At 58.2% G+C, this 12369-nt stretch carries 13 protein-coding genes and 2 pseudogenes; 12 read left to right on the top strand and 3 right to left on the bottom strand.

Features of this window, described 5'->3' with window-relative positions:
- The first annotated feature begins 421 nt into the window (after positions 1 to 421).
- Positions 422 to 1147, top strand: coding sequence for a YrzE family protein (locus tag AWB67_RS32105; protein WP_235025452.1), 726 nt, complete (start codon positions 422 to 424; stop codon positions 1145 to 1147).
- A gap of 597 nt (positions 1148 to 1744) precedes the next feature.
- Here the strand turns inward: AWB67_RS32105 and AWB67_RS32095 are convergent.
- Positions 1745 to 1981 (bottom strand): hypothetical protein, encoded by a 237-nt coding sequence (locus AWB67_RS32095; protein WP_087660102.1) that lies wholly within the window; start codon positions 1979 to 1981, stop codon positions 1745 to 1747.
- A 258-nt stretch (positions 1982 to 2239) separates the two neighbouring features.
- Here AWB67_RS32095 and AWB67_RS32090 point away from each other — a divergent pair.
- The 4 genes and pseudogenes from AWB67_RS32090 (at position 2240) to AWB67_RS32075 (ending at position 5578) form a co-directional block, all read left to right on the top strand.
- Positions 2240 to 2771: pseudogene (locus tag AWB67_RS32090) on the top strand (CinA family protein).
- Positions 2755 to 3612: pseudogene (gene nadE, locus AWB67_RS32085) on the top strand (NAD(+) synthase). The pseudogenes AWB67_RS32090 and nadE overlap by 17 nt, the downstream one beginning before the upstream one ends.
- 394 nt (positions 3613 to 4006) lie before the next feature.
- A complete protein-coding gene (locus AWB67_RS32080; RefSeq protein ID WP_087660101.1) occupies positions 4007 to 4336 on the top strand; it encodes a response regulator in 330 nt (109 codons plus the stop codon).
- A gap of 117 nt (positions 4337 to 4453) precedes the next feature.
- On the top strand, positions 4454 to 5578 hold the full coding sequence (locus AWB67_RS32075) for a sensor histidine kinase (protein ID WP_087660100.1): 1125 nt from the start codon (positions 4454 to 4456) through the stop codon (positions 5576 to 5578).
- Positions 5579 to 5664: 86 nt separating this feature from the next.
- On the opposite strand, the gene AWB67_RS32070 is transcribed toward AWB67_RS32075, so the two are convergent.
- Positions 5665 to 5928, bottom strand: coding sequence for a hypothetical protein (locus AWB67_RS32070; protein WP_235025451.1), 264 nt, complete (start codon positions 5926 to 5928; stop codon positions 5665 to 5667).
- A 525-nt stretch (positions 5929 to 6453) separates the two neighbouring features.
- Between AWB67_RS32070 and AWB67_RS32065 the strand changes: the two genes are divergently transcribed.
- The 7 genes from AWB67_RS32065 (at position 6454) to AWB67_RS32040 (ending at position 10511) form a co-directional block, all read left to right on the top strand.
- Positions 6454 to 6909: a DUF2934 domain-containing protein gene (locus AWB67_RS32065; protein WP_087660099.1), complete on the top strand. Its 456-nt coding sequence runs from the start codon at positions 6454 to 6456 to the stop codon at positions 6907 to 6909.
- Between the two features lie 89 nt (positions 6910 to 6998).
- A complete protein-coding gene (locus AWB67_RS41545; protein WP_200822365.1) occupies positions 6999 to 7619 on the top strand; it encodes a DUF2471 family protein in 621 nt (206 codons plus the stop codon).
- A gap of 164 nt (positions 7620 to 7783) precedes the next feature.
- The gene (locus AWB67_RS32055; protein ID WP_087660098.1) at positions 7784 to 7987 is read left to right on the top strand and encodes a cold-shock protein; all 204 of its coding nucleotides are present in this window, start codon (positions 7784 to 7786) and stop codon (positions 7985 to 7987) included.
- A 204-nt stretch (positions 7988 to 8191) separates the two neighbouring features.
- Complete coding sequence (locus AWB67_RS42330) at positions 8192 to 8422, top strand: hypothetical protein (protein WP_087660097.1); 231 nt, start codon at positions 8192 to 8194, stop codon at positions 8420 to 8422.
- Between the two features lie 26 nt (positions 8423 to 8448).
- A complete protein-coding gene (locus tag AWB67_RS32045; RefSeq protein ID WP_125477765.1) occupies positions 8449 to 9153 on the top strand; it encodes a hypothetical protein in 705 nt (234 codons plus the stop codon).
- Between the two features lie 707 nt (positions 9154 to 9860).
- Positions 9861 to 10178 carry a hypothetical protein gene (locus AWB67_RS40000; RefSeq protein ID WP_125477764.1) on the top strand — a complete coding sequence of 106 codons (318 nt, stop codon included), beginning with the start codon at positions 9861 to 9863 and terminating at the stop codon, positions 10176 to 10178.
- A gap of 60 nt (positions 10179 to 10238) precedes the next feature.
- Positions 10239 to 10511, top strand: coding sequence for a LysR substrate-binding domain-containing protein (locus tag AWB67_RS32040; protein WP_374729869.1), 273 nt, complete (start codon positions 10239 to 10241; stop codon positions 10509 to 10511).
- Between the two features lie 494 nt (positions 10512 to 11005).
- Here the strand turns inward: AWB67_RS32040 and AWB67_RS32035 are convergent, their stop codons facing one another.
- Complete coding sequence (locus AWB67_RS32035; RefSeq protein ID WP_087660094.1) at positions 11006 to 12208, bottom strand: IS91 family transposase; 1203 nt, start codon at positions 12206 to 12208, stop codon at positions 11006 to 11008.
- Between the last annotated feature and the right edge of the window lie 161 nt (positions 12209 to 12369).

Below are 12369 nucleotides of genomic sequence, written 5' to 3'. Positions count from 1 at the left end.
GCCATCGCTAGGGTCTTTTGTCTCATTCAATATAAACGGCCTGCCACCCTGATGCGTTGACCTTTTTCAGCATTGCCCTAAACATGAGAGTAGCAAGAGCCGACCGACGCTGCGCGGATTCTGAATCCATTTTACCCACGCGGATCCCGTAGGACTTTCAATCGTTCATGCTGCCGGGGCTTAGAGCGTCGGGGAAAAGGCGCACATATTGTTCTCTTCGGATGTCCCGGAAATCAGAATAGAGCGGCAGGCCGGAAGTTGGGTGTGGGCGGCGTTGTTGGAAGCACGCCCGGCGGCTGACCCCTCCAAATCTCGTAGCTTGTGGCACGTCAATTGCGTTAATGAGACGCCATGTGTTGGGCTTGGCGCGGCCGTCTGACCGGGCTGCTTGCGGACAATCTAAATCTACAGGGACACTATTATGCGACTCCTCACTACTCAGGACGGGCTACCGCGCGTCGCCTGGGGACCCGTCATTGCCGGCGTGATCCTCTCTTCGATTGTGTATCTGCTTATGAGCGTTCTAGGAACCGCTATTGGTGCCTCTCTGCTCTCACCGCTGTCTCGGCCCGATCCGTTACATGGTTTCGGTTTTGGCTCGGGAATCTGGGTGATTGTGACCACGGTAGTGGCTGTTTTCATTGGTTCGTACTTTGCGGGTCGTTGTGCGCCGGTGCTCGGCTGGCTTCACGGTCTACTTTCGTGGGCAGTCATGGTTTTGCTGGTCGCCTACGGGATGACCTCGCTCGTGGGCAGTGCTGTAAATACCGCGGGGACTGTTGCCGCCACCAGCGCCCAAGTCGGTGCCACTGCGGCTAATCAAGCCAACGGCAACAGTGGTGGGTCGCTGGTGAACTCTGCAGCGCAGCAACTGCAGGCAGCCGTTGCCTCAGCGGCGTCAGCCGCCTCGTCCCCGCAGGCGGAGCAAGACGCCCGGCAAGCAGCCGACACCGCAGCAAGAGGCGTTGCGCGCGCCAGTTGGTATTCCTTCGCGGCTCTGATCGTGGGCGCGATCATCGCGATCGTATCGGGCGGAGCAGGCTTTCGCCATCAACCGCCTTTCGAAGAAGCAGGCGGCTCTGTCCGCAACGGTGGGCCTGTGACGTCGCAAGGGCGCGTAACGCGTCCGAGCGGTACGGTTCGCTAGCTCGCTGAAGATAGGGCGCTTTGCGCGCCCCTGAGCGCGTCAATGAATGCGGAGTGGGGTTCTGATCAGCCTGAGAAAGAAAGGGCTTCGCCACCCGAGTCAGCACCGGTGGCGGAGCTCACTGTTTTCGCCATTCAAGAAGAGCTCACCGTTAGGATGGTGCAAGCGGAGACGGGGCGGGGCGAGTTCGAAAGGTCGTGGGCTATGACAGGCGTCATTCTCAGCGATATCATCCAGTTCGTTCTCGAACTCGCCATCCTTTCCTGTACGTTTGCCTCATTGCTCAAGTACCTGCCGGATGGTCCCGTTCCCTGGGGGACGCTCTCGTGGTCGGCACCCTTACCCACGCGGAAACGGCAAGCGAATTTGACACAGCGGGCTCACTCGCAGTGCTGCTGATGTGGCTGTACTTCGCGGCGGTGGTGCCGCTCATCCAGGCCAGACCCTCCGCTGTATAAGCCGCTCGGCGTGATTTGCGATTCAGCGACCGCGATTTTCCCGTCAGAATCCTTCCCAACGAGAATTGCGAAAAATTCTACGCGGGCTTAACACGCTCCAGCGCGGGGTGGCGCTAAACCCCGCAAGTGCAACTCGGATCTACGTTGGAGAGCCGGGTTTGTGGGCCGGCTCGACGTCGGGGTCGACGTGATCATGCTCAGGTACGTAGGGTCCCAGCTCAGGGTGGTCCTTTCCCTTCGGAACGAGAGAGGCATCCATACTTCCGTGCTCTTTCTGCTCGACGGTTCCGTCAGTCTTCTGCGTTATATCACCGGCTCCAAGTTGTTCGCGGCGTTGATCCGCGCGTTCTACAGGATCGAACGGCTCGGGGTTCATGGCTCCTCCGGGAAAACATTAGTGTAAGCACCGTTAGCAACTGGGATGCCCAAGCCTATCTAAGCCAACGCCTGCGCGCCTCGTCACCGACTGCATTGTCCAAAAACCCACAGCGTTCCGCGGCGTCAGTCACGGATGCGCAAGCACATGTTGCACCGGAGCCGTCGATTTACGGATTGCGAAGGCTTCCGTCTGCGGGTGCATTGATTGCTAGCTGTAAGAATGCGAGCCGCCTCTCGTACTCAAACGGTGATGGAAATGGATATTGCTAAACAGGTTGTCTCTTTTGAGCTCCCGCGGTTTGATGCTCGCCACGGCCGAGTCATGTACTGGAGGTTATATCGCATCGCTGATTTCGTCGGTGCCGGGAAGTGGCAGCTGCCTGGACGTGGGGTTTGTCACTTACTCGCCGACGGGGAAGGCGGGCTTTCTCGGCGTGCGCGAGACTACGATGGAACGATTTGGTCTGACAAGCGAGGAAGTTGCGCGTGAAATGTCTGAGGGCGCCCTCAGGCAGGAGGCATGTTGCGCGGACGTCGCTGTGTCGAACACCGGTGTGGCAGACGCCGCCCCCGGAGGACCGCCTCCGGGGACGCAATGCTTCGGGTGGTCCTATAAGCTTCGCAGTGGCGACTTCATGACTTTCAGCGAGACAAAGGTTTTCGATGGCGACCGCAACGACGTGCGACGCGCGGCGGCGCTCTATGCGCTTTCACGCGTCGAGCATTACTTCAACAGTCTGCGAAGCGTTCAGCGAACAAACGGAGGCAAGCATGTTCGAGAACAGTAACGAGAGCCGCGCATGGCAACAGCAGGTGATCCGCGAGTCGGGGGTTCCCGAGGTCTTCAACGCCGAGACAGAACGAGAGAAACGTATCGCGTTCCTTTCCGATTACCTGCGCTCGCAGGAGCTTTGAACGTATGTTCTCGGCATTAGTGGCGGCATAGATTCATTGACCGCTGGGCGTCTCGCGCAACTCAGCGTCGAGCGCTTGCGTACGCATGGTTACAATGCCCAATTCGTCGCGGTGAGGCTTCCCTATGGGTCTCAGCGCGACGAAGAAGATGCACAGCTCGCGCTACGGTTTGTGAGTCCGGACGAAACACTAACAGTGGACATACAGCCGCCTTCCGACGCAATGCTGCAATCCCTAAAGCGTGGGGGCGCGCAGTACGTCGACGATTTTCACGAGGATTTCGTGCTCGGAAATATCAAAGCGCGTGAGCGGATGGTCGCGCAATATGCGATCGCCGGTGCGCGGCGCGGCCTGGTAATCGGCACGGATCATGCCGCAGAATCACTTATGGGCTTCTTTACCAAGTTCGGCGACGGCGGGGCTGACATCCTGCCGCTGTCGGGCCTAACAAAGCGCCGCGTCCGCGCTCTTGCGCGCTCGATGGGTGCGGACGAACGCCTGGTGATGAAGGTGCCCACGGCCGACCTGGAGACGCTCACCCCCCAGCGCCCCGACGAAGATAGCTATGGCGTTTCCTACGAAAACATCGACGACTTCCTGGAAGGAAGAGCGGTCACCGAGGAGGTCTTGACGACTATACGTCGCTTTCATGGTGCGACGCGACACAAGCGATCGCTACCAGTGGAGGTGCCGCATGATGGTCGGACGTTGTGACGAGCCCCCACCTTTGAGAAACGTTCGAGTAGCATGCGCAGCGTTGTTTCTGGCATCCGTCGCGTGGTCTTGGGCGCGAAGCCATTCCAGGGACCACCGACACAACGTTTGGATTACGCCTTTGCGAGCCTGACCGGCGAATAGATGCGCTGGTTGCGGTTCAGGTAGTTTCAACTGCAGAGCACAATAAGGCGAGCCCAACGACACGTGAAATCGGGATTTGCCAAGCGCCACGCGGCGACTGGCGGCGGGGCAGACACTGCAAGAGGGCGACACTCCGAACAGGTTTGTCAAATACCTTCAGCCATCTACGCCGACGATGAGACGCTACCAGGCGCTTCGGCGCACCGACTGACTCACAACGCACTCAAGAAACTGCAGGTCGAAGCAGCGGGTGGTCGAAGAAGTCGCTCGCTACCATGCGGGCGTCGCCGCGCAGACTGCCGGATGGCTTTGGGCGGCGTTCAGGCGATCGAGATTGGTACTGCATGGGTTCCCCGAGGTGATCATCATGGATATCTCCATTCCGGATCTAAATGGTTTTGAAGCGACGCTCGCCCTGCGGCGAGATCTGCGTACTGGAAACACTATCATTTTGGCTTACACGGCGTTGGATGAAGCTGACATACTTCGCCACCTTCATCATCAAATGTTCGACGGCTATTGTCAAAAGGGGCAATCACCGGACGCGCTGATCGCTTTGATTGAACATTTTACGAACTAAGGCGTCTTCGACCGAAGCTAGGCATTACTGATCCGTCATCTCCATCAGACTGGACATTGTCTCGATACCTTTAGCCCGGCCGCTTTGCGCCCATTCATAACGCCGAGGAGGTGTTGGATGTCCTTGTCTGACTTTATTGAAGCCAATCTCGACGCGCTGGTCGACGATTGGGCAGAATTCGCCGCCCAGCTGATGTGCAATGGTCAACCACTCACGACGCCCGAGCTGCAGGACTCCGCCCGCCACATGCTACAGAAAATTGCCGCCGATATGCGCACGGATCAGAGCGGTGCCGAGCAGAAGGCCAAATCGCGCGGGGAGGGGGGCGGGGGTGCCGCGAACGTCAACGAGGTGGCGCAAGAACATGCAAACGATCGTCTCGACCAAGGTTTCGCGCTCAACGATGTGGTCGCGGAGTTTCGTGCCCTCAGGGCGACAGTGTTACGCCGCTGGCAAGTCACATCGCTGGACCCTCTTACGGCGCTTGATGAAACAGTGCGTTTCAACGAGGTGATCGACCAAGCGCTCTCCGAATCGATTCGGCAGTTTTCGCTTCGAATCAGCGAGACCAGGGACCGTTTCGCCGGCATCCTCGCCCATGATTTGCGCTCGCCGCTTGGCGCCATTACCAATTCTGCGGAGCTTCTCATGCGCGACGAGAGCTTACCTGTACAGTGCATCAAGGCGACCGCGAGCATTCAGCGAAGCGCGACCCGGATGCGACGAATGGTCGACGACTTGCTGGATTTTACGCGCACCCGGCTCGGCGACACGTTGCCGATCAGCGTCTCGCCGCAGGACGCGGGGCGGCTGTGTAGCAACGCGCGTGACGAAGTCAGCGCCTCCTTTCCACAAGCGAATATCGAAATGTTTTTTGACGGAGATCTTACCGGCCGCTGGGACGGTGACCGTCTGAGTCAGGTGGTCATCAATTTGTTGGTGAACGCAATACAGCACGGCCACGGAGCGATCCGGTTGTCCGCGCAAGGCGCCGGTGAAATCGTAACGGTGAGCGTCTCAAACGAAGGGAAAGCGATACCCAGGCTCGTGCTGGCCAACATCTTCGACCCGCTCACCCGCACTCATTCTTCGCCGGAGCAGCGCGGCACGGCGGCCGGCATCGGGCTCGGCCTGTATATCTGCAAGTGCATTGCCCAGGCGCATGGTGGAAGCATCGCCGTCAATTCAGCTAACACCACCACGGTATTCACGGTAAGGTTACCCCGCGCGGCTAAAAACTGAACGCTGCTTGGCGCTCTAAGGACCGTCATCAATCTTCTCGCTCAGAAACAACGCCGCCAAAATCACGTTGACGCGCTTATCAGCCTTCAATCGTCTTGTTCATCGAGGTTTTTGCTCGACGAATTGGACCCTTCAGTATCAGGCTTTGCCGTCTGATCTTTGCCCGTCGAGGTTTTTGATACGTTGAGCTCGTCGAGCGTTTTATCGATCTTTTCGCTGTCTCCATCGTCCAATCGGCGCCGCGCCTCGTCGTCTGAAACAGGCTTTCCAGCCATCCACTGACTGATGTTTGCGACGCCGCGCAAGTAAGACGGCACGCTTGAAATATCACTGCTTCGGTGTGTAACCATAAGAGCCTCCGGTGGGGATGTAGTCGATGCTGGGTAGTGCGCCTCGGTGCCAGCTCTTGGCCCAAGCCAGGACATCCCGATTATCAAGCGCAACGTGTGTTCCCGGACTCAAACATCTTCGAGCGGCTGCCGGCGAGCAGACAAGCGCCTCCGATGCGTCTCGATGCCCGGGAAGCAGAGCTTGCCGGAATCGACGCGATCGACACCCGTTCGGAGCCGCAGTCCTGGCATCGTCACCAGCCTTCGTCGTCAAATTTCCCTTCGTCAACGGCTGCCTCAGCGCGAGGGCAGGCGACCCGCAATATTCAATTCTGTAGGAAGGAAAAGCGCCGGCCGGTGGTATCCTCTGGCGACGCATTCGTTGACGCGTAGGCCCCAACCAGCCTTTTGATCAGACCTTCCGGACCAAGCATGAAAATTGCGTCAACGCTGACAATTGGCACGAGAAAGTGCAAAGACAATCGCCGCATATTTCCCTACAGGTCGTTCACGACCCCCGGACCCACACAAACATGGAAGATAGTCATGACGGAACGATTGGTTGACGTACTAGATAGTCGCGGTTCGGTGCTGCACACCTACCCCGTTACGCTGGGAGAGTCGGGCAACGCAGCCGAGGACTCGGACTACCAAGCCAAGGCGCTCGAAGCGGCAGCGCAAGGCCGGCTTGTGCCCGACGCTGAACTCGGCACCCTGACGGCAAGGATGCATATGAGTCGGGGCGGTCAGATGGCTCCGTATGGCGATGAACTTGAAAAGAATTCGGAAACGAAACTTGGTTTAGAGCAAGCTGTTCGAGAGCGCGCTTACCTGCTCTGGGAGAAAGACGGATGCCCGGAGGGACGCGCGGAAGATTATTGGCACCGCGCTCTTGACGAACATCTTCGGGAGCGGGCCTACGTTCTGTGGCAGCAAGAAGGAAGTCCCGAAGGGCGCGAAGATGAATATTGGCGTCAGCTTGTCAATTTCCAGGCTCAGTGATTTCCTTCTTTTCAAGCATCCTGCGCAAAACGCGGGTGCTGAGAAGGCAGCACTAAGGATGTTGACAACAAACTAGAAATCCGTAAGACATGTTGCATATCTCAATCATGGGCCTAGATGTCGTCGAAGAGCTACGAGAGCATGCAGTTTTAAGTTTCACCGCGCTTGCTGCGACGTGCCACGTTCTTTTTGGCGCCCGTCAATGGTTACGCAGGCTGCGCGCCCCCTATTCGCTGCGCGAGGCGCTGGCGGATTGCCGATCACACATCATTGAATCCGGGGAATCACCGCCCGGCCGTGGCGGAGCGATGGATTTGCTGATCGCGGCCGACGCCGCTGTACGAGATGCCCTCCCAGCGCTCGTTGGACGGTACAAATCTGCGGGCGCTCTGACCTGGGAGGTGCTGTACAAGATCGAGGCTGATGTACTGGCGCATCTAGCGGCCACGGGTGAGCATCCCAAGCGGGTTCTTGACGTGATCCGCGCTCCTGCCGAGAGGAACCATCCGAGGGACGAACGGCCTGCGTCCTTCGAAGGGCATGACTTGGTGCCGGTTGTCTTCCAAGCGATTGAAGAAGCGTGGCGCAGGCTCGACAAAGGAGATTCTCTGGCGTCGATCCATCGATGCACATCGGACATGGTGACTAAAGAACGTGTGGCGAACACGACGCCGGTCGACGCAGACTGCGGCTGTGTACAAAAGCGCTGACACACTTCATAGGCCGATATATTGTTGCAACTGAAATATTCAAGAAGTTTGATTGCTGATCATCATTTTCCGCTCACTTGTGCGGTATTCGCTGTCCTCTCCCTCCTTGAAGTTTTGCCCCGCTCCATTCGGAGCTATTAGCTTTTTCAATTCAAGGAAATGTTATGGATACCGGTACTGTTAAGTGGTTCAACGACGCAAAGGGTTTTGGTTTCATCACGCCTGACGCAGGCGGCGAGGACCTCTTTGCGCACTTTTCGGAAATTCGCGGCGACGGTTTCAGGTCGCTCTCGGAAAATCAGAAGTTGAGCTACGAAACCAAGCGCGGACCTAAGGGTATGCAAGCGTCGAACATTTCGCCGCAGTAATCTTCTGTTATCGGGCGGCGACAATGGCCCGATACCGGCGCACTCTCTCGCGGGAGCCGTCGGCTCCTGCTTTGTATGTGCATAGCTGCCATGCCTGCCATGCGCGAGCAGTCGTCTTCCGACACCCTACAGTTTTCCGTCAATCTGCAAATGCGTGCTGCCGCTTCGACCTAGCTGTCGTGAGGCGACGCCCGTCAATATCTTATGCACAATAATAATTCGAACTATCGCTATAACGGCTATTCAGTCTCCCCTTCCGCCCATCGCTTGCCTGACGGATGGTTTGCCTCGAACTTGTTGCTCGTCAGAGGCGACGTTCACACTACCGGCAAGGCCCATTACAAGTTTGACGCACTGGACTATTTTGATAGCGAAGCCCGGGCCATTAGGCATGCCGCCACCTGGGCGCGCGAATGGGTTGATAGCCGCGGCTAATTTAATGCCGGAAATTTGCCGCGACGTTGGCATACCGACGCCTGCTGATCTCGCCGATCGCTTACTTGGTTGGCGTTGAAAAAAGGGAAAAACGGCTAGCAATCCTCCTTTCTTATTCCTGCTTCATTCATCCTTGGCACACAGGTGCGCAAATGCCGTTACTAGTTATGCAGATCGCTGTAAACGGCGAGTTGGTGGAAGTTTTTGAGATGCCTGTCGACGGTGTTGACGGACACCGGATGCTTGCCCAAGCCAATGAGGATGAGCGGTCGATCAATCGGCACGGTCAAGATCTTGAGGACGGCGAGCTATGGGTCGACCTGATCGACGCAGAGGGCGAGACGCTGCTTGAACAGGTAGCGTGTTTCCACCGGGCGGACGCCCCCGATGCGCTTCGACTTCATTTCGGCATGGCGCCTGACGTTGTCAAAGACTGTCTCGCTACGTCAACCATCACCTCCCTCTACGCAAGGCATCGTGCTGCTGCGCAGGCGTACTTTCGAAAGGTGGACCGGCTGGTAGGCTCCTCGACGTCGGGTTCCTCTCGGCAAAGCAACCGGCGGCGCCTGGGCGAAGCGAGTGTGATGGATCTGGTCACGGAACTGCGCAGGCGACTTTTGGGACAAGATACGCAACTGGCATTGAGCGAACTTCCAGCGCCCGTACGATCAGCGGCAACTCAACTGGCCGAGGCGGCACGATGGTACGTTACGGCCGTGCAACAACTGTGATGTGATGCGTGGGCGACCAGAGATCTCTTGTCGTCAATCATTTCGCCGAATACGACGATCGGCTGTCGCACAAAAGTCCTGACGACGCGAGATTGATCTTCCGGCCGTGCACCATTGGCAACCCGCGTGCCGGCCGTTCCCGCTCCCACCGCGAATGCCGCACTACAGTTCGTTGATCGCTAGCAACGACCGTGCTCAGGCAACAGAGGATGACTCAAATCGGGATATTTTGTCCGCGTTCACAGTCGTGCAGCCAGACATAAGAACTCTCCGCCTGACATACACCCTGAGGACGGCCGGACAATCATAGGCGGCGACGAGAGCGAGAGGCTATGGGCCGCCTCGGCAAAGCCATCACGATCTCAACCACGTTGCCTGTGAGTGCCCGCTCAGTCGCGATCAGCGGACACTCGTTCTTGCGATGCGACAGGCCGTTCAGGGTCGGTCGTCAACGGTTCGCTGCCGCCGGCAGTACCGCTCGTCGGTGTATAGATTAACAATCACGAAGATCAGCGACAGCGCAACGGGCGGACTTTGAGGGCGATTCTAAGCGCGAGCGCGATCCAGCCTTGACTACGTGAGTCAGCGACCGGGCAGTATCGGTTGGTGAGAGCAGTCTGCAGATGGCGGCAATCCATGCTTACGTGGACTGCAAGTGAGGCACTCCGTTTGCTACAGGTCCATCAAGAATCCATCGACAGCGAACCATGAAAGCAACTATCTGGGGTCATACCGTACTTCCTGAAGGGCATGAAGAGGTTCATCGCTTTGCTTTCGAACTTCAGGATGGGAGTGCTGCGCTTCCAGTGCGGGAGTCTGTTTCTCTGCGTACTGCTCGCGTTGTAGTAGCACATCTGCGAGACGGCAACGCATTGATTCAGATGTTCCGAGCCATCGTCAGCAGCGATCCAGCGAATTACAATGAGTTAATTGGCCAAAGCTTCGAGGACGATTTCATCGAAAATGGTCCAAGCGACCGTGTCAATGACTCGCCCGGCTGGCAAAACGCCGAGCATAGAGTGTGAGTTGTCATCCGGAACGACATTGCCGGTTTCGGGACGCCGACTGATTGCACGGGCGGGGCTGTGGCCGCGATTCGCCATACGCCCCGCCTTGTCACCGACGATATGATTGCTTTGCGTCAAGCTGGGGTGGCAGGCGCGGGCGTCGTTCAACTGCCTACGATGATGCTAAAAGAGGACCTTGCCAACGGCGAGTTGCAACAGTTGCTTCCGGATTGGAGCCCGAAATCGGGCATCATTCACGCGATGTTTCCTTCGCGACGAGGCTTGATTCCCGCGGGGCGCGAACTTATCGACTTTTTGACAGCCCGGCTTGATCCGCTCGGCGAGAGATAGTCTTGCGAGTGGCGTCAGCGTCTCGTGAAGGAGGCTCCTTCCCATTACGACACCTTTGTTACTCGGAAACTTCTCTTTTTTTCGATGTAAAACCTCTTGCCGTTCAGGAAAACATCTCATCGCAGAGTACCTCGTTAGCATATCTGATAATGCAGAGGAATCCGAACGAATCACAGACGGCGCAATGGGCCGGCATTGGCACGACGTACGGGTCGTCTGTGCTTCGTTAAGTCTTTGAGCTAAGCCGCTCCGCAGACGGTGGGACTATGGGTATTGAATCGAAGTGCGGTTGCGATGTTCACGACGACAGTATTTGAAAGTGTCCGGGATGAATGGTTCTCGGCCGAGTTTGGAGACGGAAGATCCGCATAACGCAAGCGATGAACCGGCGACAGGGGGTGCCGCGGGCGGCGGTGGGCAACGTCTGGCCGAGCGAGTCCAGGGGCGTCGGCGGGACGCACGGGAACCGGCGTTGGAGGTGAGCGGATCGGGATTCATCGAGGATTCGCCGGTGGCGCTCGCGGTGGCGCACCGGGTAACAAGCGCTCGATGCACAGCATCCGCCCGCGCGAACACACAGGACAGTCATGGAGCGAGCGACCTGTGAGTTTTGCGCAGCGGTCGCGATAGTCGAGTTCGGGCGCGCGGCAAGTCTCGCGGATGGGCTCGACGTTGAGGAGATGGCGGCACACGCTCAACCGGGACTCACGCAGGCGATTGCAGAGCAACCCATAGTGACGGATGCGTTGTAACCCGCGCGGTAACACATGCAGCAGGAAGCGTCGGATAAATTCGTGGGCGTCCAGCCTCGTCACGCGTGGCCGGCCCGGATGGCGATAGTCCTTCCAGCGGAACGTCACGTGTCCGTCGGTCAAACCGATGAGGCGGTTGTTGGAGATCGCAACGCGGTGAGTGTAGCGGCCGAGATAATCGAGGACCTGCTGCGGGCCGCCAAACGGCTCCTTCGCGTAGACGACCCATTCGGCGCGCCGCGGACCGGCAAGATAGCGAGCAAATTCGCCCCGTTCGGCTAGGTACGCGAGCGAGGAGAAGAACCGCAGCTCGCCCGTGTCGACGGCATGCTGCAACCGCTCGAGAAACAGTCGCCGAAACAGACGCGAAAGCACTCGCACGGGCAAGAAGAAACCCGGCTTGCACGCCACCCAGCGGCTGCCGTCGAGAGCGAGGCCACCGCCCGGGACGACGCAGTGCAGATGAGGATGATGCACAAGATTCTGCCCCCAAGTGTGCAGAATCGCGATGAAACCAATCGTCGCGTCGAGATGGTGTGGGTCGGCTGCGATCGTGTGCAACGTTTCGGCGGTGGCCTGGAATAGGAGGTCATAGACCACCCGCTTGTTCTGGAAGGCGATCGACGCGATCTGCTCGGGAAGCGTGAAGACAACGTGGAAGTACGGCACGGGCAGCATATCAGCTTGGCGGTCCTCGAGCCATTGCGCGCGGGCGAGCGACTGACACTTCGGACAGTGCCGGTTACCAAAAGAGTTACAGGCAATGCGCTGATGCCCGCAGGTGTCGCACTGTTCGACGTGGCCACCCAACGCGGCGGTACGACATTGCTCGATCGCGGCCATGACGCGGTGCTGCTCGTGGCTAAGCGAGTCGGCATGCACTTCCCGATAGGTAGGGCCGTGACGACGCAGAACGTCCGCCAGTTCCAGCGCGGCGCGCATCATCGCACTCAGTCGTTGGTGTGCGATGGCTCGGGGCAGATGGGCGTGGTAGGTTGCTGAGGCAGTCGATCGAACGGGCTGGTCGTCTGAGGTTGACCCGGTCGGACGGACGGATTCGCAGTCAGGAATTCATTGTGGTCCGGCCTCCGTTAAGCGTTGATTCG

This window comes from Caballeronia terrestris (genome assembly GCF_001544515.1).
Classification (GTDB): Bacteria; Pseudomonadota; Gammaproteobacteria; order Burkholderiales; family Burkholderiaceae; genus Caballeronia; species Caballeronia terrestris.
Note: the sequence above shows the minus strand (reverse complement) of the source record. Positions and strands in the feature narration are given on the sequence as shown.

Bases quoted from the DNA above. Each gene is read 5' to 3' on its own strand.
- AWB67_RS32105 (WP_235025452.1), top strand. From the start codon at position 422: ATGCGACTCCTCACTACTCAGGACGGGCTACCGCGCGTCGCCTGGGGA.
- AWB67_RS32095 (WP_087660102.1), bottom strand. From the start codon at position 1,981: ATGAACCCCGAGCCGTTCGATCCTGTAGAACGCGCGGATCAACGCCGC.
- AWB67_RS32075 (WP_087660100.1), top strand. From the start codon at position 4,454: ATGTCCTTGTCTGACTTTATTGAAGCCAATCTCGACGCGCTGGTCGAC.
- AWB67_RS32070 (WP_235025451.1), bottom strand. From the start codon at position 5,928: ATGGTTACACACCGAAGCAGTGATATTTCAAGCGTGCCGTCTTACTTG.
- AWB67_RS32065 (WP_087660099.1), top strand. From the start codon at position 6,454: ATGACGGAACGATTGGTTGACGTACTAGATAGTCGCGGTTCGGTGCTG.
- AWB67_RS41545 (WP_200822365.1), top strand. From the start codon at position 6,999: ATGTTGCATATCTCAATCATGGGCCTAGATGTCGTCGAAGAGCTACGA.
- AWB67_RS32055 (WP_087660098.1), top strand. From the start codon at position 7,784: ATGGATACCGGTACTGTTAAGTGGTTCAACGACGCAAAGGGTTTTGGT.
- AWB67_RS42330 (WP_087660097.1), top strand. From the start codon at position 8,192: ATGCACAATAATAATTCGAACTATCGCTATAACGGCTATTCAGTCTCC.
- AWB67_RS40000 (WP_125477764.1), top strand. From the start codon at position 9,861: ATGAAAGCAACTATCTGGGGTCATACCGTACTTCCTGAAGGGCATGAA.
- AWB67_RS32035 (WP_087660094.1), bottom strand. From the start codon at position 12,208: ATGATGCGCGCCGCGCTGGAACTGGCGGACGTTCTGCGTCGTCACGGC.